We start from the raw sequence: 18,799 nt of genomic DNA, 5'->3' as shown, positions 1-18,799 counted from the left end.
ACGGTCAGGCGACGGCCAGGGTGGGCCGGACGCTGGGCCGGCAGTCCAGGACGTCGAGGGGCTGCCCCATCGCGACGGCGATCCTGCGGTCGCCGCGGTACGGGTCCCGGCCGTGCGCGCACAGCACGTTGTCGACCAGCATCACGTCGCCGACCTGCCAGCGCTCGCGCACGGTCGCGGCGTGGTACGCCTCGTTGAGGGCGTCGACGTCGGCGCGCTCCAGCGGTTCGCCGTCCCCGAAGCCGGTGTTGAACGGGAAGCCGTCCGGGCCGAACTCGTCGGTCATCGCCTCGCGGATGTCCGGGTCGAGCGACCACTCGCTCCAGAAGGCCAGGTGGTTGAACCAGACCTCCTCGCCGGTCGCCGGGTGGTGGATGGTGCCGGGGCGCAGCTGGCCGGTGCGCAGGTTGCCGTCCGGCAGCCACTCCCAGATGATGCCGTTCTCCCGGCAGTAGGCCTCGACCTCGGCCCGGTCCTCGGTGGCGAAGGCGGTGCGCCAGCCGAGGGAGACGTAGTCCGAGTAGTTGCGGGTGAGCGTCCAGCCGGACGTCCGCATCCGCTCGACCAGGTGCGCGGGCAGGTGGTCGAGCACCTGGCGGCAGTCGGCGGTCGGGGTGGCGCCGCCCTCCTCGGGGGCGGTCAGGCAGGCGAAGAGCAGCCGGCCCGGGAAGGTGAGGGTGTAGCTGTTCTCGTTGTGCATCCGGATCGGCTGGGGCGACGGCAGGTCGGTGGAGGAGAAGACGCCGTTGCCGTAGTCGCTGCGCGGGGTGGCCTTCTCCCGGTAGGGGGTGCGCTCGGGGATGAGGACGTCGCGCACGGCGGCGACGTCCTCGGTGCTCGCGACCGGCAGGCCGCGCAGGAAGATCGTGCCGTGCCGGTGCAGGGCTTCGGTGAGCTCGGTCTCGTTCTCGCGCAGCCATGCGCGGGCCTCGCCGATGTCGGCGGTGCGCGGGGCGTGGGCGAGGGCCGGACGGCCGGGGTTCAGTTCCCAGGTCAGCATGGTCGCGCTCACTGCCGGGCGAGGGAGGCGGTCAGGCTGGCGGGCCGGATGTCGGTCCAGTTGGCCTCGATGTGGTCGAGGCAGCCCTGGCGGGTGTCCTCGCCGTGGACGGTGGTCCAGCCGGCCGGCACGTCGATCCAGACCGGCCACAGCGAGTGCTGGTTCTCGTCGTTGACCAGCACCAGGTAGCCGGCGTTGTCGTCCTCGAACGGGTTGCTCATGGTGTCCTCCTTGGGTTGCTTCGAAGGTAGGGGCGGGCCGGGGGGCGCAACGGCAGGAGTCGCGGCAGGAACGCGGCAGTTCGGCTCGGGCGCCCGTCGGCGGTCCGCGGCGGGCCGGTTCAGCGCGGGGTGAGGCGCACCGGGAAGTGGTCCAGGCCGAAGTTGATGATCGAGCGGTTGTGGACGACCGGCCCGGTCGGTTCGATCACGGCGACGCGCTCCAGCATCGCCGTGAACAGGGCGCCGAGTTCGGCCTTGGCCAGCGGCGCGCCGATGCAGTAGTGGGCGCCGAGGCCGAGGGCGAGGTGCTTGTTGGGGGCGCGGTCGAGCAGGATCTCCTCGGGCCGGTCGAAGGCCTCCGGGTCCCGGTTGGCGGACCACACCCAGACCGCGACCCGGTCTCCGCGCCGGATGGTGCGGCCGTCGAGCTCGGTGTCCCGGCTCGCGGTGCGCAGGGTGTGCAGCCCGACGGACGTCCAGCGCAGGAGTTCGTCCAGCGCCGAGTCCATGCCGACCTCACCCCGCTGCAACTGCCGCCACAGTTCCGGGTGCTGGACGAGGGTGTGCAGGCCCATGGCCGCGGTGTGACGGACGGTCTGGACGCCGCCGACCACGATGTTGTCCAGGTTGAGGACGACGTCCTCGATCGGCAGCAGCTTGCCGCCGACCCGGTAGGTGGCCATCTTGCTGATCAGGTCGTCGCGCGGGTCGGTGCGGCGCAGCATCACCTGGTGCAGCAGGTAGGGGATGAGCTGCTGGTGGCCGGCCCGGCGCTCCTCGGGGGTGCGGCCGAGGAAGGCGACGTCGCAGACCCGCTCGACCATCTCGCGGTCCTTCTCGGGGACGTCCAGGAGGTCGCACATGACGGACAGCGGCAGGGCGGAGACGGCGTCGACGAGGTCGACCTCGCCCAGTTCGACGGCCCGGTCGACGATCGAGGCGGCGAGTTCGGTGATGCCGCGGGACGCTCCGCGCACCGGGCCGGGGGCGAAGAACGGGTTGGCGGGCGCGCGGAGTTCGCGGTGCCGGGGCGGGTCGGTGAGGGCCATCATCCGGCCGGAGCCGACCGGGACGTTGCCCTCGCCGGCGCCGAGCAGCGAGCCCTGCTCGGAGCTGTAGAGCGTGGCGTTGCGCAGCACCTCCGCGGAGTGCCGGTAGGAGAGCACCGACCAGATCGGCCCGTCGTCGACGGTGTCGGTGCGGTGGACGGAGGCCTCCCGGCGCAGTTCCGCGACCAGGGCGGGGGTGTCGGGGCGGGCCCACAGGCCCGGGTCGGTGAGGTCGACCGCGGTGGTGGTCAGCATGGCTACTCCGTCGTGGACTGGTCGGCGGCGGCGCCGGCCCGGTGGCCCGGGCCCGGTCGCTCGATGAGGGAGGTCAGCAGGTCGACCGGGCCGGGCCCGTCGACGGTGGCGAGCAGGTGGCCGCCGGGGACGATGTGGTGGCCGCCGGCGCCGCGGGTGTGGACGGCCCAGCCCTGGAGTCCGGCGGAGCCGAGCATCGGGTCGTCGGCGCCGGCGACGGTGTGCAGGTCGGAGCCGATCGGCGGGTGCGGGCGGGGGCGGTAGGTGGCGACCACGGCCAGGTCGGTACGGATGCCCTGAAGCGCGTGCTCCTTCAACTCCGAGTCACCCTCGATGAGTTCACCCATGCCGGCCAGGCGCAGCAGGTCGTCCGCGGTGTGCTGCGGGCGGTCCCGGCCGGCCCAGGTGGCGGGCGGCGAGGCGGAGGCGGCGACCACCAGTTCGGGCCGCCGCTCGGCGGGCAGCGCCCGGGCGACCTCGTAGCCGAGCAGGGCGCCGAAGCTCTGCCCGTAGAAGCCGAACCGGCCCGTCAGGTGCGGGGTGAGGGCGTCCACGACGGCGTCGACCAGCAGGTCGAAGCTCGCGGGCATCGGGTGGCCGAGGCGACCGCCGCGGGCGGGCGGGCGCACGGCCCAGACCTCGGCGGTCGGGGCGAGGGCGCGGGCGAGCGGGGTGTAGGCGGTGGCGTCGCCCCCGGCGTGCGGGAAGCAGAACAGCCGGAACGGGCGGTGTGGTTGGGGCGCGGGGACGAGCAGCCAGTCCCCCTCGACGCGGGGGCGCACCCGCGTGGCGGTGGTCATGCGCCGCTGACCCGGGCGCGGGCGGTCAGGGCGGGCCGGGGGGCGGCGGTGCCGGCCTCGACGGCCTTGCCGACGGTGGCGGTGAAGGCGGCCAGGTCGGCCGAGTCCAGCAGGTGGCGCAGCTGGAGCTCGATGCCGAGCCGGCGGCGCAGCAGGTGGACGACGCGCAGCGCGGCGAGCGAGTGGCCGCCGAGCGAGAAGAAGTCGTCGGTGGGCGTGACGCCGGTCAGGCCGAGCACGGTGCGCCAGACCTCGGCGACCTGCTCCGCCAGCCCGCCGGAGCCCTCGGCGGGCGCCTCCTCGGCCGCGGGGGCGGGCTGCGCCGCGGGGGCGGGCAGGGCCGCGTGGTCGACCTTGCCGTTCGGGGTGAGCGGCATGGCGTCCAGCACGGTGATCGCCGAGGGCACCAGGTGCGCGGGCAGGGTGGCCCGCAGGCGCTCGGTCAGCTCGGCGGCGGTGGCGGCGCCGGTGACGTAGCCGACGAGCCGGCGGTCGCCGGGGGCGGGCTCGTGGACGGTGACGGCGGCGGCCTGGACGCCGTCCAGCCGGGCCAGCGCGTGCTCGACCTCGCCGAGCTCGATCCGGTAGCCGCGCAGCTTGACCTGGCGGTCGACCCGGCCGACGTACTCCAGCCGGCCGCCCTCGCCGCGTCGGGCCTGGTCGCCGGTGCGGTACATCCTCTCGCCGGGGGCGGTCGGGTCGGCGACGAAGCGTCCGGCGGTCAGCCCGGGGCGGCCCGGGTAGCCGTGGGCGAGCCCGGGCCCGGCGAGGTACAGCTCGCCGACGACGCCGTCGGCGACCGGGGCGAGCTTCTCGTCCAGCAGGTGGAGGCGCACGCCGGGCAGCGGCTCGCCCAGGTGCGGACCGGGGCCGCTGATCGGCGCGGTGACGGCGTCGACGGTGCACTCGGTGGGCCCGTACAGGTTGAGCGCGTCGATGCCGCCGTCGGCGAGCTCCCGCCAGGTGTGCTCGGGGACGGGCTCGCCGCCCATGAACAGCCGCGGCACCCGGGCGCCGGTGAGCGGCTCGCGCAGCAGCTCCCAGTGCGAGGGGGTCAGGTCGAGGTCGGTGACGGCGTGCTCGGCCAGCAGGGCGGCCACCCGGGCCGGGTCGGCGCGGTCTTCGTCGCCGATGACCAGGACGGTGTCGCCGCGGCAGATCCGGGCCCACTGCTGGACGGAGGCGTCGAAGGAGACGCTGGCGTTCCAGCCGACCACCCCGGGCTCGGCGCGGTAGGCACCGGCGGCCTCCAGTGCCTCCACCAGGGCGGCGACGGCGCCGCGCGGCACCTCGACGCCCTTGGGGAGCCCGGTGGAGCCGGAGGTGTAGATGACGTAGGCGGGGTCGAGCGGGTCGGCCGCCTCCGGCAGGTCCGACCCGTCGGCGGCGGCGTCCGGGCGCAGGACCGGCACGTCCTGGGCCGCCGGGAGGCCTTCCGTACTGATCAGGGCCGCGAGCCGCGCGTCGGCGGCCATGAAGGCCAGCCGCTCGGCGGGGTAGGCCGGGTCGAGCGGGACGTAGGCGGCGCCGGCCCGCCAGACGGCGAGCAGGGCGACCGGCAGGTCGGCGGTGCGGGCGAGGTGGACGCCGACCCGGTCGCCGCGGCCGACGCCGTGGGCGCGCAGGGCGCGGGCCAGCGCGGCGGTGCGCAGGTCGAGTTCGGCGAAGTCCAGGCGGGCCGCTCCGGCGAGGACGGCGGTGCGCTCGGGGTGGGCGGCGACGGCATCGCGCAGGCGGTGCAGGAGGTCGGTCATGACGGTTCCTCAGGACTCGCGGACGGAGGCGGCCATGGCGTGCAGGGCTGCCGTGTAGGTGTCGATGAACTGCTCGGCGGTGGTGTCGGTGACCAGGGAGCGCTGGTGGTCCACGGCGAGCAGCACGCGCTGCGAGACCGGGTCCTGGATCAGCGAGGCGCCGAACGCGAAGCTGTTGGGCTCGTGGCGCAGGGTCGGCTCGCAGCCGATCCGGCCGTCCACGATGCGGGCGGAGCTGAGCCGGCCCAGGGCGTGGAAGCGCAGGTAGCCGAACTGGCTGTCCAGCGCGGTGTCGGTCATCAGCCGGGCGAGCCGGGCGAAGGGCACCCGGCGGTGCGGCATCATGTCCAGTTCCTCCCGGTGCACCTCGCGCACCAGGGCGAGCAGGTCGTCGGTGGGCTCGCAGCTCAGCGGGACGGTGTTGAGGAACAGCCCGTACACCTCGGTGCCGCCGAGCCGTTCCAGCCGGCCGTTCACGGCGAGGCCGGTGGTGACGCGCCGTCGCCCGGTGACGGCGGCGAGGGCGTGCAGGTGGGCCGCGAGCGCGACCGACTTGAGGGGCACGGCCAGCGCGTCGGCGACCTGCCGCAGTTGCTCGGGCGCCTCGGGCAGCACCCGCTCGACGGTGCGCGGCGCCTCGTGCACGTCCTCGCTGCCGGGGAAGGACTGGCCGCTGACGCCGGACAGCCGGTCGCGCCAGTACGCGAGCGAGCGCTCGTCCCCGGCGGCCTGCCGTTCGACGGCCACGAAGTCGCGGAAGGCGGTGCGCGGCGGCGGGGTGGGGGCGCCGAGCGGGTCGGCGGCCAGGGCCGTGTGGCGCTCCAGGATCTCGGTGAACAGCGAGGTGAAGCTCCAGCCGTCGAGGATGGCGTGGTGCTCGGAGATGGTGAGCTGGAAGGCGTCCTCGGCCAGGCGCTGCACGGTGATCCGGAACAGCGGCGGGGCGGTGAGGTCGAAGGGCGTCCACCGGTGGGTGTCGAACACCTCGCGGACCGCCGTGTCCTGGTCGGGCTCGCCGCGCAGGTCGGTGAACTCGACGGGCGCGGGCAGCCGCCCGTACACGAGCTGGAGCGGTTCGCCGTAGCCGGACAGGTCGAGGCCGGTGCGCAGCACCGCGTGGCGCTCCATGGCCTCGGCGACCGAGCGGCGGAAGGCCTGTTCGTCGAGGTCGCCCGAGATCCGGTAGGAGTTGACGTTGTGGTAGCTGTCGGTGCCGCCGGCGATCTCCATGTGGAAGACCATGGAGAGCTGCATGGAGACCATCGGGTAGGCGTCGGCCAGGCCGGGCGGCAGGTCGTCGCGGTCCTCCGGGGTGATCAGGGAGAAGGGCTCGTGGTCGGCCGGGCCTTCGGCGACGGGCTCGGCCAGCGGCAGCAGGGCGGCGACCGTGGGGGCGTTGAAGACGTCCCGCAGGCTCACCCCCCAGCCGCGCTCGTGCAGCGCGCCGGCGAGCTGGACGGCCCGGATGGAGTCGCCGCCGAGGTGGAAGAAGTCGTCGTGGACGCCGATGCCGTCCACCCCGAGGACCTCCGTCCAGACGGCGGCGAAGGCCTCCTCCTCCGGGGTGCGCGGCTCGACGTGGCGGCCTCCGGTGGCCGTGCTGCGCTGGCCGGGGGCGGGCAGCGCGGCACGGTCCACCTTGCCGTTGACGGTGAGCGGCAGCGACTCCAGGACGGTGAAGCTGGCCGGGACCATGTACGGGGGCAGCGAGCGGCCGAGGAAGGCGCGGACGTCGGCGGGCTCGCGCCCGGTGACGTACGCGGCGAGCCGGTCGTCGTGCACGGTGACGACGCAGGCGTCGACGTCCGGGTGGGCGGCGAGCGCGTTCTCGATCTCGCCGAGCTCGATCCGGAAGCCGCGCAGCTTGACCTGGAAGTCGGCACGTCCGATGTACTCCAGGCCTCCGCCGGGCAGGCGCCGGGCGACGTCGCCGGTGCGGTAGAGCCGCGCCCCGGGCGGGCCGTAGGGATCGGCGACGAAGCGGCCCGCGGTGAGGCCGGGGCGGCCCCAGTAGCCGTGGGCGAGGCTGCCGCCGCCGATGTACAGCTCGCCGGCCGCGCCGGGCGGCACCGGACGCAGCCAGTCGTCCAGGACCTGGGCGGTGAGGTGCGGCATGGGCGCGCCGATCAGGCTGCGCTCGAAGCCGGCGCTGCCGGCCAGGTCGTGGGTGGTGACGTGGACGGTGGTCTCGGTGATGCCGTACAGGTTGCAGAGCCGGGCCGGGGGCGGCGGGTCGAGTTCGAACCAGCGCTGGACGACGCCCGGGTCCAGCGCCTCCCCGCCGAGCATGATCCACTTCAGCGCGGACAGGTCGCGCGGGCCGCGCCGCAGCACGGGCTCCAGCTGGCGCAGCGCCGAGGGGGTGAGGCAGAGGAAGGAGACCCGTTCCTGCTCCAGCAGTTCGGCGAACTCCTCCGGCGAGCGGCTGGTGACGTAGGGGACGACGACCAGGCGGGCACCGTGCAGCAGGGCGCCCCACATCTCCCAGACCGTCCAGTCGAAGGCGTAGCTGTGGAAGAGCGTCCAGGTCTCCTCCGGGCCGAAGCCGAAGTGCTCCGCGCCGTCCGCCATGAGCCGGCTGACGTGCTCGTGGGCGACGGCGACGCCCTTGGGGCGGCCGGTGGAGCCGGAGGTGAAGATGATGTAGGCGACGTCGCCGGGGCGCCCGGCGGCCGGCGGGCGGTGGTCCGGCCGGGCGGCCAGGTCGGCCGCCTCGGCGGTCAGGTCGTAGGCCTGCCAGGGGCCTTCGGGGGCCCGGTCCGGGCGGTCGGTGACGACGAGGGTGACGTCGGCGTCGGCGAAGACGAGCGCGGCGCGGTCGGCGGGGGCGGCGAGGTCGACGGGCACGTACGCGGCGCCGGTCTTGAGCACGCCGAGGACGGTGACCAGGACGTCGGCCGTGCGGTCCAGCAGCATGCCGACGCGGTCGCCGGGGCCGGCGCCGCGGGCTCGCAGGGCGTGGGCCAGGCGGTTGGCCCGGCGGTCGAGTTCGGCGTAGCTCAGGGTGTGGCCGGAGTCGCTGACGGCAGGCCGGTCGGGGTGGGCGTCGGCGGCCTGCTCGAACAGCCGGTGCAGGCAGTGGCCGGGGGTGTCGGTGGCCCGGACGGCCTCCGCCCCGGCGGTGCGGCCGGTCAGCCGCAGCACGGTGGCGTCGGGGTCGTCCAGGGCCGCGGTGAGCAGGGCGCCGAAGTCGGCGGCCAGCCGGCGCACCGTCCCGGCGTCGAACAGCTCGCTGCGGTACTCGGCCTCGCCACGCAGTTCGCCGCCGGGGTCGCCGGGGTCGCCGCCCGTCCTGCTGCCGGTCCCGCTGCTGTCGAAGACGGACCAGGTGAGGTCGAACTTGCTGGTGCCGTTGGAGCGCACCCGGCTCTCGGCGGTGGCCCGGCCGAGCACGAGCGGGGTGCGGTCCTCGCCGTGGGCGCCGAACACCACCTGGACCAGCGGCGGGTGCTGCGCGGTGCGGGCGGTGCCGAGCTGGTCGACCAGCTGGTCGAAGGGCACGTCGAGGTAGCCGTAGGCCTCGAAGGCGACGTCCTGGACGTGCTCCAGCAGGGCGCGGAAGCTCAGCCCGGGCGCGAGCCGCAGGCGCAGCGGCAGCAGGTTGACGAAGTAGCCGAGCAGGTGCTCCAGTTCGGGCCGGTTGCGGGTGGTGACGGGGGTGCCGATCACCAGGTCGTCGGCGCCGGTCCAGCGGTTCAGCAGCAGGGCGAAGGCGGCCAGTTGGACGGTGAAGGGGGTGACGCCCTCCGCCTCGGCCAGGGCGCGCACCTTCGCCGCCGTGCCGGGGGCCAGCCCGAACTCCTCGGTCCGTCCCGCCGCGCCCCGCTCGGCGGGACGGGGCCGGTCGGTGGGCAGCTCCAGCAGGGCGGGGGCGCCGTGCAGTTGCTCCTTCCAGTAGGTCAGGTGCTCCTCGAAGGAGGTGTCGAGCTCCTCCACCGCGTAGTCGGCGTACTGCACGGTCAGTTCCGGCAGGTCGGCGGCCCGGCCCTGCACCGCGGCGCCGTACAGGTCGGCGAGTTCGCGCTCGAAGACCTCGGCGGACCAGCCGTCCCAGACGATGTGGTGGACGGTGAACAGCAGCGTGGTGCGCTCGTCCGCCAGGTGGAAGGCCTCGGCGCGCAGCAGCGGTCCGGCGGCCAGGTCGAAGGGTTCGGCGCAGCGGGCGGTGAGCAGTTCCTCCAGGCGTCCGGCCTGCTCGGGGCCGCCCTGCGGGCGCAGGTCGGTCACCGCGAGCGGCACGGCGAGGGTGTGGTGGACCTGCTGGCGCGGGCCGTCGGGGTGCAGCGCGAAGGTGGTGCGCAGCACCTCGTGCCGGGCCACCAGGGCGTCCAGCGCGCGCTGGAGCAGCGGGAGGTCGAGCGGGCCGGTGACGTCGACCGTCCAGGGCGTGCAGTAGGTGACCTGCCGCGGATCGAGGCGGTCGAGGAACCAGAGGCCGCGTTGCAGCCCCGAGGCGGGCGCGGTGCGCGCCGGGTGGTCGGACGGGCTCACGGCCTCGTTCCCTTCGTGTGCGGTGCGGCCCGTCATCGGGCGGCCAGCCGTTCGGCGATGGCGCTCACGGTCCTGGCCCGGAACACCAGTTGCGGGGGGACGCGGGTGCCGGTCTCCCGAGACAGCCGCATCGCGACCCGGACGGCGGCCAGCGAGTTGCCGCCGATCCGGAAGAAGTTGTCCTCCCGGCCGACCTCGGTGAGGTCGAGGACCTCGCACATGGCCTCGGCGACCAGCCGTTCGGCTTCGGTCAGCGGGTCGCAGGCGGCGGCCCGGCGCCCGGCGGGGGCGGGCAGTGCCTTCCGGTCGACCTTGCCGTTGTGGTTGAGCGGCAGGGCGTCCAGGACGTCCAGGGTGGCGGGCACCATGTGCTCGGGCAGCAGGCCGGCCAGGTGGTCGAGGAGCACCTCCGGGTCCGGTGCGTCGGCCCCGACGGTGACGTAGGCGGCCAGGCGGTGGTCGCCCGGGGCGGGCTCGTGGACGGTGACGGCGGCCTCCTGGACGGCGGGGTGCCGGGTGAGCGCGTCCTCGATCTCGCCGGGCTCGACCCGGAAGCCGCGGATCTTGACCTGGTCGTCGATCCGGCCGGTGACCTCCAGCAGGCCCCCGGCGTTGACGTAGCCGAGGTCTCCGGTGCGGTAGAGGCGCTCGCCGGGGGCACCGAACGGGGAGGCGACGAAGCGTTCGGCGGTGAGGCCGGGCCGACCGAGGTAGCCGTAGGCGAGACCGCCGCCGGAGGCGTACAACTCGCCGATCACGCCGGGCTCGACGGGGCGCAGCTGCTCGTCCAGGACGAGGACGCCCTTGCCGTTCAGCGCGACGCCGATCGGGACGGAGCTGCCGGTGACGTCCTCCGGGCCGACCTGGTGGCAGGTGGTCAGGCCGAGGCTCTCGACCGGGCCGTAGCCGTTGGCGACCACCAGGCCCGGGTGGTTCTCCAGGGCCTTGGCCACGTGGGTGACGGAGGCCCGCTCGCCGGCCGTGATGGCCAGTTTGAGGCCGTCGTAGGTCTCCGGGAGCTCCTCCAGCAGGAAGTTGAACAGGCTGGCGGAGAGCTGGAGTTCGGTGACGCCGTGGCGGCGGGTCAGCTCGGCGATGGTCTGCGGGTCCGGGCGCTGGCCGGGCTGCAGGACGCAGGCGCCGCCGAAGCAGAGCGCGCCGTAGAGCTCCAGTGCGAAGGCGTCCCAGGAGACCGGCGAGCACTGCAGCCAGACCTCGTCCGGGCCGAAGCGGGCGTAGTCCTGGCCGAGGTAGGTGGTGGTGAGCGCGCGGTGCGGGACGGCCGCGCCCTTGGGGCGGCCGGTGGAGCCGGAGGTGAACATCACGCAGGCGAGATCGGCGCCGTCGACCGGCACGCCGAGGTCGTGCGCCGCGTACCGGGCCAGCTCGGCGGCCGCGGCGTCCAGGTCCACCTGGCGCCGGACGGCGAACGGCACGGTGGCGTGGCGGTGGGTGATCACCGTGGCGGCGCCGGTGTCGGCGACCGCGCCGGCCAGCCGCTCGGCCGGGAAGTCCGGGTCGAGCAGGGTGTAGGCGGCGCCGGTCTTGAGTGCGGCCAGCAGCGCGGTGACCATCTCCGGCCCGCGCTCGGCGAGTACGGCGACGGTGTCGCCGCGGCCGATGCCGAGGCCCACCAGGTGGCGGGCCAGCCGGTTCGCGGCGGCGTTCAACTCGCCGTACGGGACGATCCGTTCACCGGAGATCAGGGCGGTGGCCTGCGGGGCCCGGGCGGCCTGCGCCTCGAACAGGGCGTGCCCCGGCACCTCCAGGGCGGCGGCCAGGGTGCCCAGCCACTGCTCGCACAGGCCGGCCATGGTGGAGGCCTCGAAGAGGTCGCTGTCGTACTCGAAGCGGCCGGTGAAGCCGGTGCCGCGGTCGTCCACCGAGACGGACAGGTCGAAGCGGGAGACGGGGTTGGAGTGCAGTTCGCGGGTGACCTCGCACCCGCCGACGGTCAGCGGGCGGGTGTCCAGCGGGTGCAGCTCCAGCAGCACCTGGCACAGCGGGTTGCGGTCCTCGGGGCGTTCCTCCAGCACCGCGTTCGCGATGTCGTCGAAGGGCACCTCCTGGTGCCGGTAGCCACCGATCGACACCTCGCGCACGTGCCGGACCAGCTCGCGGAAGGAGACGCCCTCCTCGACCTTCAGACGCAGCGGCAGCAGGTTGACGAAGTAGCCGATCAGGCCGTCGAGTTCGGCCCGGCCACGGACGTTCACCGGCGAGCCGAGCACCAGGTCGCGCTGCCCGGAGCGGCGGTGCAGGGTGAGCGCCAGCCCGGCGAGCAGCACCATGAACGGGGTGGCGTCCTCGCTGCGGGCGAGCGCCCGCACGGCCCCGGCCACCGGATCCGGCATCGCGAAGCGGTGGAACGCGCCGCGGAAGGCCTGTTCCTCGGGGCGGGGGTGGTCCGGCGCCAGCGCGTCGACGTCCGGAACGTCGGCCAACTGCTCGCGCCAGTAATCGAGTTGCCGCTCGGCGGTGTCGTCCTGGTACTGCCAGGCCGCGTAGTCGCCGTACTGGACGGCGAGTTCCGGCAGCTCGGCCGGGCGACCCTCGGCCGCCGCGGCGTACAGCTCCTGGAGCTCGGCCTCCAGCACCGGCAGCGAGCCCTCGTCCCAGACGATGTGGTGGAGGAGCAGCAACAGCGTGGTCGCCCCGGCGGCCCGGAAGACCCGCGCCCGCACCAGCGGCCCGACCGCCAGGTCGAAGGGCTCCAGCGCGGCCTCGGCCACCAGGTCGTCCACCCGGTCGGCGGTGGTCTCGGTGAGCGTGAACGGCAGCTCCACGGCCGGGTGGACGACCTGGCGCGGACCGTCCTCGGCGAGCTCGAAGGTCGTCCGCAGGCTCTCGTGCCGCGCCACCACCCCGGCCAGCGCCTGCCGCAGCAGCTCGGGGTCGACCGGCCCGGCGAACCGGAACACCCAGGGCACCACGTAGGTCGGCGCGTCCGGGTTCCACTGGTCGAGGAACCAGAGGCCGCGCTGGAACTTGGACAGCGGGGCCCCGGCGGCGCCCGAGCGGACCAGCGCCGGGCGCTCACCGCCGGAGGCGGCGGTCACCGCGGCGGCGAACTCCGCCAGCGTCGGCGCGTCGAAGATGGTGTACGGGGACACCATGCCGAAGACGTCGAAGACCCGGCCCACCACCCGCACGGCCGTCAGCGAATCGCCGCCCAGGTGGAAGAAGTTGTCGTCCGCCCCGACCTCGGGCACCCCGAGCACGTCCGCCCAGACCGCCGCGATCAGCTGCTCGGCGGGCGTGCGCGGCGGGCGGCCGGCGGGCTGGCCCTCGGGCGCGGCCTGCGGCTCGGGCAGGGCCTGGCGGTCCACCTTTCCGCCGCCGGTCAGCGGGAAGGCGTCCAGCGCCGTGAGCGTCGCCGGGATCATGTGCTCGGGCAGCCGCTCGGCCAGCCAGTCCCGCGCCTCGGCGTACCGCGGCGCGGCGCCGGTCAGGTACCCGGCCAGCCGGCCCTCGCGCGCCACCACCACGCAGCCGGTGACGCCCGGGTACCCGGCCAGCACCTGCTCGATCTCGCCCGGCTCGACCCGGAAGCCGCGGACCTTCACCTGGTGGTCGCTGCGGCCGACGAACTCCAGCGGGCCGTCCTCGGTCGTGCGGCGCACCACGTCGCCGGTGCGGTACATCCGCGCGCCGGGAGCGCCGCTCGGCGCTGCGGCGGGGTCTGCGAGCGGCTCCGCGGGCGGGGCCGCGGGCGGGGCCACGAACGGGTCCGCGACGAAGCGGTCTGCGGTCAGGCCCGGGCGGCCGAGGTAGCCGGAGGCCAGCAGCGGCCCGCCGACGTACAGTTCGCCGGCCGTGCCGGGCGGCACCGGACGCAGCCGCTCGTCGAGCACGTAGAGCCGCCGCCCGCCGAGCGCGGTCCCGATCGGCACGCCCGCCTCGGGCTGCTCGCCCGCGAGCCGGTGGGTGGTGGCGGTGACCACCGTCTCGGTCGGTCCGTACGCGTTCAGCAGCGGCACCCCGGTCGCGGCCCACCAGGCGGCGGCGGTGGCGGGCTCCAGCTTGTCGCTGCCCGAGATCATCAGCCGAAGGGTGCGCGGCACCCGGCCGCCCAGGGCCGCCACCACGTCCTGGAAGTAGCCGGCGGCCAGGTTGGCGACGGTGACGCCCTCGGCGTCCAGCAGGTCCAGCAGTTCGGCCGGGGAGAGGAGTCGGTGCTCCGGGAGGACCAGGCAGGCCCCGGCGGACAGCGCGCCGAGGACCTGCTCCACGGCCACGTCCACCGTCGGACGGGCGAACTGCAGCACCACGTCCTGTTCGGTCAGGCCGAAGGTCCGGACGGCAGCGGCCAGGTGGCCGGTCAGCGCGTCGAGCGGGACGTGCACGCCCTTCGGACGACCGGTGGTGCCGGAGGTGTAGATGACGTAGCCGGCACCGGCAACGGCACCCGCGCCGTCGCTGGGCCCGCTGAGCTCGGTGAGCTCCTCGCCGCCGAGGGCCAGGGAGGCCCCGGCGTTCTCGGTGATCCAGCGGTTGCGCTCCTCCGGGGCCTCCCGGTCCAGCGGCAGGTAGGTGGCACCGGCCCGCAGGACCGCCAGCAGCGCGACCACGTGGTCCAGCCGGTCGCGGCCGGTGACGGCGACCGTCCCCCCGGGGGCGAGCCGGGCGGCGAGCGCGGCGGTCAGGCCGTCCAGCTCCCGGTAGCTGACGGTCCGGCCGCCGGTGCGGACGGCCGGCCGCTCCGGAAAGCGGCGGACGGCGGAGGCGAACGGCTCGAAAGCGGGCGGCTCGAAAGCGGAAACCGTGATTTCAGGCGCCGTGATTTCGGGCGCAGCATTCTCAGTAGGGAAACCGCGAGAGGACATCATCCAGCCCCAGAAGTGAGATGAATCGGCGACGAGTTCGACGATAGGGGGAATTCGACGGCCCTATCGGCAGGAAATGAGGAAGGAAATCGGCAGTTTCCGGTGCCGCTTTCCGGACCTGCCGCAGGAATCGACCCGGGCAGGCCGGGGCTACCGGCCGGCGGTGATTCCGTATTCCTCGGGGGACCAGACGTCCTCCCGGTCCAGGGCCTGTGGCGCGTACTTTCCGAGCGCACTGATCAGCAGTCGGAGTTCCAGCGCCAGACAGTCCACGAAACGGCGGAGCCCGGATTCCCGGTCCTCCGCCACGGCGAGCAGCGCCGCCCGCCCGAGGCCCACCGCGCGGGCCCCCAGGGCCAGGCTCTTGACCGCTCTGGCGCCTTCCCAGATCCGCCCGGAGACCAGCAGCGAGGGCGGCGGCGCGACCGCCAGCCGGCGCAGGCACTCCGCGAGCGGCAGTCCGACGTGCGGCAGGAACACCCCGGGCGCCCAGCCGGTTCCGCCTTCGGCGCCGTCCACCACGACGGCGTCCGCCCCGGCCTCGTGCGCCACCCGGGCGGCCTCGGCCACGTCCCGGCCGGGGTAGAGCTTCACCCAGATCCGCACCCGGGGGTAGTTGTTGCGCATCAGCCGGATCTGCTGGCGCAGGATCTCCGCGGTGAAGGTGCCCGGGGTGGCGGCGCGCAGCACCCGCCCGTCGCCGAACAACGGGTCCAGCCCGAAGCGGTCGCCCAGCGCGGCGGCGGCCTCGGCCTCCAGCACGGTCATGCCGCCCAGGCCCGGTTTGGCGCCCTGGCCGACCTTCAACTCGAAGGCCAGCCGTCCGGATTCCAGCAGGGGCAGGGCGGCCGGGTCGCTGTGGACGAGGTTCCACACCTCGGCGTCGGCGTCCTCGGTGCTCTGCTGGACGGCCACGCCGCCGAGGCCGTCCGGGAGTTCCTCGGTGTAGGCGCGCAGCCGGCCGAGCAGCGTGCGGTCGGCCGCCTCGCCGAGCCGGCCGTAGCCGTTCACCGGCACCACGTTCTCGCCGATCACCATCGGGATGCCGAGTGCCCCGGCCTGCCGGCTCAGCGCCAGCCCGAGGTCACCACCGGCGGCCCGGGTGGAGCCGGTCGCGGAGACGTACACCGGCAGCGCGGAGGCGAACCCTCCGATGGCGGTGGCCAGTTCGACGTCCCGGTAGTCGGGCTCGCGGCCGAGGTCGATCAGCTTGGCCAGCCGCTGCGGCAGGAACAGCGGCGGGACGATCCGCAGCGCGTCCAGGGCGTCCGGCGGCGCCGCCCGGTCCGCCTCGCCCGGCCGGCCGGCGCCGAACAGCACGTGTCCGTACTCCTCGGCGGGCGGGAAGGCGGCGGCCGCTCCGGCGCGGGCCCGGTTCCGGACCTCCTCCTCCGGGAATCCCGGCGCGCTGAGGTCACTCACGGGGACACCACCCCGGCGATCTTCGGGAAGGCGCTGGCCTGCCAGACGGCGTCCAGCCCGGCGACGTACCGGGTGAGCCGCTCGACCCCGATGCCGAAGCCCGCGCTGGCCGGCACGCCCTCGCGCACCAGGTCCAGGTACCAGCGGTACTTCTGCGGGTTCTCGCCGGTCTCCCGCATCCGGGTGACGATCTCCGCGTAGTCGTTGGTGCGCTGGCTGCCGCTGCACAACTCGCCGTAGCCCTCGGGCGCCAGCAGGTCGAAGTTGCGCAGCAGGCCCGGGTCGTCGGGGTGCTCGCGGTCGTAGAAGCCGCGCGAGCCCTTCGGGTAGTCGGTGACGAAGAACGGCCGGTCCCGGCGGGCCGACAGCAACGCCTCGCCCTCCCAGTCGAGTTCGGCCTCGGGGCTCTGCGGGTGCCCGATGCCCTGGAGTTCGGCGACCGCCTCGGCGTGCCGGATGCGGCCGAAGGAGCCCTGCAGCAGTTCGGCGAAGGCCTGCGGGTCCCGGCCGAGTTCGGCGAACTCCTTGGGCAGCGCGCGGACGGTGCTGTCGACCATGTGCACCACCAGGTCCTCGGCCAGCTGGACGACGTCGTCCCGGCTCGCGCCGGCGACCTCCACGTCCAACTGGTGGAACTCGGCGAGGTGGCGGCTCGTCCCGGCGGTCTCCAGCGGTTCCAGGCGGACGTTCGGGGCGATGCAGAAGATCTTGTCGAAGGCGAGCAGCGAGGCCTGCTTGTACAGGATCGCGCTGGTCATCAGCTTGTAGCGGTGGCCGTAGAAGTCGATGTCCACCTGCTTGGAGCCGCGCGCACCGGGATCGGTGACCGGGCCGATGATCGGCGGCAGCAGTTCGGTGAAGCCCCGGCCGCGCAGGAACTCGCGGGCCGCGGTGAGCAGGTGCTGCTGGATCCGGAGCGCGCTGCGGGTGGCCGGCGCGGTCAGGTGCCGGCCCGGGTCGGTCGGCGGCAGGAGCGTGGGGTCGGGCATGGTCGGGTCCTCTTCTCTCGTTCTCTCGTGGAGCGTGGAGCGTGGTTTCTCACCCGGTGTCTCACCCGGCTTCTCACCCGGCTTCTCACCGGGCGTCTCACCGGGCGGCGGGCAGGCCCCGGAGTGCGGGTGCGGGCGAGCGTTCGGCCCGCTCGTCGTAGCGCTGCTGGACCTGGGAGAGCGCGGCCAGCAGCCCGGCCGAGCCGAGGATCGGCGCGCGGCCGCCCTCGGCGAGCCCGGCGATCGGCATCGAGCCGACGGCGGACCACAGCAGCCGTCCGTCCGGGCCGAGCGAGCTGCGCGTCCGCCCGGCGTTGTCGGGGTGCAGGCAGTACGGCACGTCCAGGTAGCCGGCCGCGAACGCCCGCACCAGGGCCCGCCCGACGTCGGCGTCCAGGTCGAGCACCGCTCCGATCAGCGCCCTGGCCTCGGCCTCGATCCCGGTGTCCGGCGGGGCGGCGGGCCGGGGGCGGGAGCGTTCCGCCGTGGCGGCCTCGGCGGCGGTCTCCAGCGCCCGGACGTTCTCGGCGACGGTCGGGATGCGGTGCGCCTCGGCCGTGGTCTTGACGATCAGCCGGGCGGCGCCGCCGCGCACCGCGAGCCGCGCGGCGTCCTCCAGCAGCAGCCGGGCGCCGCCGGGCGAGCGCGGGTACACGCCCATGTACGCGTACACCACGAGGTGCCGGTCGACGTCCGCGAGCAGTTCGCCCGCGATCCGGCCGAGCGCGGCCAGCGCCTCCTCGTCCTGGCCGGCGTTGGCCTGCTGGGCGTAGCTGAGCGAGATGCTGCGCAGCCCGTGCTGGCGGAAGAACAGCGCCTCCAGGACGCTGATGGCGATCAGCAGCGAGGGCGGGCAGAGCTGGCCCATCATGCAGCCGCCGAACGTCTCCAGGTGCGGATCCGCACCGAACTCCCGTATGGACGACAGCAGTTCGCAGCTGCGCTGCCAGCGGGCCACCGCCTCGTGCAGCGGGGTGCGGCCGTACGGCAGGCAGTAGGAGACCGGTCCGCCCTCGGTGGCGTCCAGGCCGGCCGCCAGCAGCGCCCCGATGATGTGCTCCGGCGCGGCCGAGCCGTGCCGGACCTGTACCGGGAAGCCCGCGTCCGCCACCCCGGCCAGGACCGCCCGGGTGACCTCGACCGGGTGGGTGGCGATCGGATAGCCGTTGAGGCCGGCCCCGGCGGCCAGTGCCCGCCGCGCGGCGTCGAGGTCGCCGGTGCGGGTGTAGCTGTCCAGGGTGATGGTGCCGACGGTGACGGCGGTCGCCGCCCGGGTGGCGAGCAGGCCCTCCCGCATCCGGGCCGCCCGCGCCATCCCCATCCGGGGCTGGACCACCAGTGCGCCGGCCTCCGCGGCCTGCGCCACGAACGCGCCGAAGCTCGTCACAGCAGGACCCGGGAGCGCAGCCCGTCGACGAACTCGCGGAACCCGGCCACCGCGGAGCCCTCCTCGAAGACCCGGTCGAAGCCGGCCGCGAGCAGTGTGCGCTCGCGGTCGGGGTCGTCGGTTCCGGCGATGCCGAGCTTGCCGCCGATGACCGTCGGGGTGCGCCGCAGTTCCGGGCAGGCGCGCAGGGCCGGGATCACCCGCAGCCCTTCCTGGTGACCGTGCCCGTTGACGCTGCTGATTACGATCAGGTCCGGTTCGATCCGGCGGCATTCGGCGAGCAGCAAGGCGTCGGGGACGCACGCGCCCAGGTTCGTCACCCGGTGGCCCATTTCCTCCAGCAGCAGTTGCAGGAACACCAGGTTCCAGGTGTGCGAATCCGAGGCCGTCGTCGTCACGACGACGTCCAGTCTTCTCTCTCCGGTATTTCCGTGCTCCACAGCCCAGCCCTCGTCGGTAGCGATCGTCGATGGAATTCCGCCGACGCCCCAGCCGGCGGCCCGGGAATTCCGGCGCGTATTCCGCGGCGGTCCAGCCCCACGGAGAACGCTAGGAACGATCGGGCCCGGCGACCGGCAGCTCGTGCGGCAAGATGCGGGCAAGAA

Annotated in this window: 11 protein-coding genes; all 11 read right to left on the bottom strand. The window is 74.6% G+C overall.

Annotation, left to right across the window (positions count from 1 at the left end):
• Positions 1 to 4 precede the first annotated feature (4 nt).
• The 11 genes from AB0O19_RS19815 to AB0O19_RS19765 all read right to left on the bottom strand — a co-directional run bounded on the left by AB0O19_RS19815 (position 5) and on the right by AB0O19_RS19765 (position 18,634).
• The gene (locus AB0O19_RS19815; RefSeq protein WP_363621041.1) at positions 5 to 1,000 is read right to left on the bottom strand and encodes a TauD/TfdA family dioxygenase; all 996 of its coding nucleotides are present in this window, start codon (positions 998 to 1,000) and stop codon (positions 5 to 7) included.
• A gap of 8 nt (positions 1,001 to 1,008) precedes the next feature.
• Positions 1,009 to 1,221 carry an MbtH family protein gene (locus AB0O19_RS19810; RefSeq protein ID WP_063350320.1) on the bottom strand — a complete coding sequence of 71 codons (213 nt, stop codon included), beginning with the start codon at positions 1,219 to 1,221 and terminating at the stop codon, positions 1,009 to 1,011.
• Positions 1,222 to 1,340: 119 nt separating this feature from the next.
• Complete coding sequence (locus tag AB0O19_RS19805; protein ID WP_363621040.1) at positions 1,341 to 2,525, bottom strand: cytochrome P450; 1,185 nt, start codon at positions 2,523 to 2,525, stop codon at positions 1,341 to 1,343.
• 2 nt (positions 2,526 to 2,527) lie between these two features.
• Positions 2,528 to 3,325 (bottom strand): thioesterase domain-containing protein, encoded by a 798-nt coding sequence (locus tag AB0O19_RS19800; RefSeq protein ID WP_363621038.1) that lies wholly within the window; start codon positions 3,323 to 3,325, stop codon positions 2,528 to 2,530.
• Positions 3,322 to 5,079, bottom strand: a complete 1,758-nt coding sequence (locus AB0O19_RS19795; RefSeq protein ID WP_363621036.1) for a non-ribosomal peptide synthetase — start codon at positions 5,077 to 5,079, stop codon at positions 3,322 to 3,324. The genes AB0O19_RS19800 and AB0O19_RS19795 overlap by 4 nt, the downstream gene beginning before the upstream one ends.
• Positions 5,080 to 5,088: 9 nt before the next feature.
• Positions 5,089 to 9,570, bottom strand: a complete 4,482-nt coding sequence (locus AB0O19_RS19790; protein ID WP_363621034.1) for an amino acid adenylation domain-containing protein — start codon at positions 9,568 to 9,570, stop codon at positions 5,089 to 5,091.
• Between the two features lie 32 nt (positions 9,571 to 9,602).
• Positions 9,603 to 14,396: an amino acid adenylation domain-containing protein gene (locus AB0O19_RS19785; RefSeq protein ID WP_363621033.1), complete on the bottom strand. Its 4,794-nt coding sequence runs from the start codon at positions 14,394 to 14,396 to the stop codon at positions 9,603 to 9,605.
• A gap of 150 nt (positions 14,397 to 14,546) precedes the next feature.
• Positions 14,547 to 15,818 carry a glutamate synthase-related protein gene (locus AB0O19_RS19780; RefSeq protein WP_363621031.1) on the bottom strand — a complete coding sequence of 424 codons (1,272 nt, stop codon included), beginning with the start codon at positions 15,816 to 15,818 and terminating at the stop codon, positions 14,547 to 14,549.
• Complete coding sequence (locus AB0O19_RS19775) at positions 15,815 to 16,807, bottom strand: asparagine synthetase A (RefSeq protein ID WP_363586019.1); 993 nt, start codon at positions 16,805 to 16,807, stop codon at positions 15,815 to 15,817. Before AB0O19_RS19775 ends, AB0O19_RS19780 begins: the two co-directional genes overlap by 4 nt.
• 97 nt (positions 16,808 to 16,904) lie before the next feature.
• Complete coding sequence (locus AB0O19_RS19770; protein ID WP_363621029.1) at positions 16,905 to 18,194, bottom strand: methylaspartate mutase; 1,290 nt, start codon at positions 18,192 to 18,194, stop codon at positions 16,905 to 16,907.
• A complete protein-coding gene (locus AB0O19_RS19765) occupies positions 18,191 to 18,634 on the bottom strand; it encodes a cobalamin-dependent protein (protein WP_363621027.1) in 444 nt (147 codons plus the stop codon). The genes AB0O19_RS19770 and AB0O19_RS19765 overlap by 4 nt, the downstream gene beginning before the upstream one ends.
• Positions 18,635 to 18,799 lie beyond the last annotated feature (165 nt).

Source organism: Kitasatospora sp. NPDC091276 (assembly GCF_040684355.1).
GTDB lineage: Bacteria > Actinomycetota > Actinomycetes > Streptomycetales > Streptomycetaceae > Kitasatospora.
Note: the sequence above shows the minus strand (reverse complement) of the source record. Positions and strands in the feature narration are given on the sequence as shown.

Excerpts from the sequence above, each read along its gene's own strand:
- AB0O19_RS19815 (WP_363621041.1), bottom strand. The coding sequence starts at position 1,000 with ATGCTGACCTGGGAACTGAACCCCGGCCGTCCGGCCCTCGCCCACGCC.
- AB0O19_RS19775 (WP_363586019.1), bottom strand. The coding sequence starts at position 16,807 with ATGCCCGACCCCACGCTCCTGCCGCCGACCGACCCGGGCCGGCACCTG.
- AB0O19_RS19800 (WP_363621038.1), bottom strand. The coding sequence starts at position 3,325 with ATGACCACCGCCACGCGGGTGCGCCCCCGCGTCGAGGGGGACTGGCTG.
- AB0O19_RS19805 (WP_363621040.1), bottom strand. The coding sequence starts at position 2,525 with ATGCTGACCACCACCGCGGTCGACCTCACCGACCCGGGCCTGTGGGCC.
- AB0O19_RS19795 (WP_363621036.1), bottom strand. The coding sequence starts at position 5,079 with ATGACCGACCTCCTGCACCGCCTGCGCGATGCCGTCGCCGCCCACCCC.
- AB0O19_RS19810 (WP_063350320.1), bottom strand. The coding sequence starts at position 1,221 with ATGAGCAACCCGTTCGAGGACGACAACGCCGGCTACCTGGTGCTGGTC.
- AB0O19_RS19785 (WP_363621033.1), bottom strand. The coding sequence starts at position 14,396 with ATGTCCTCTCGCGGTTTCCCTACTGAGAATGCTGCGCCCGAAATCACG.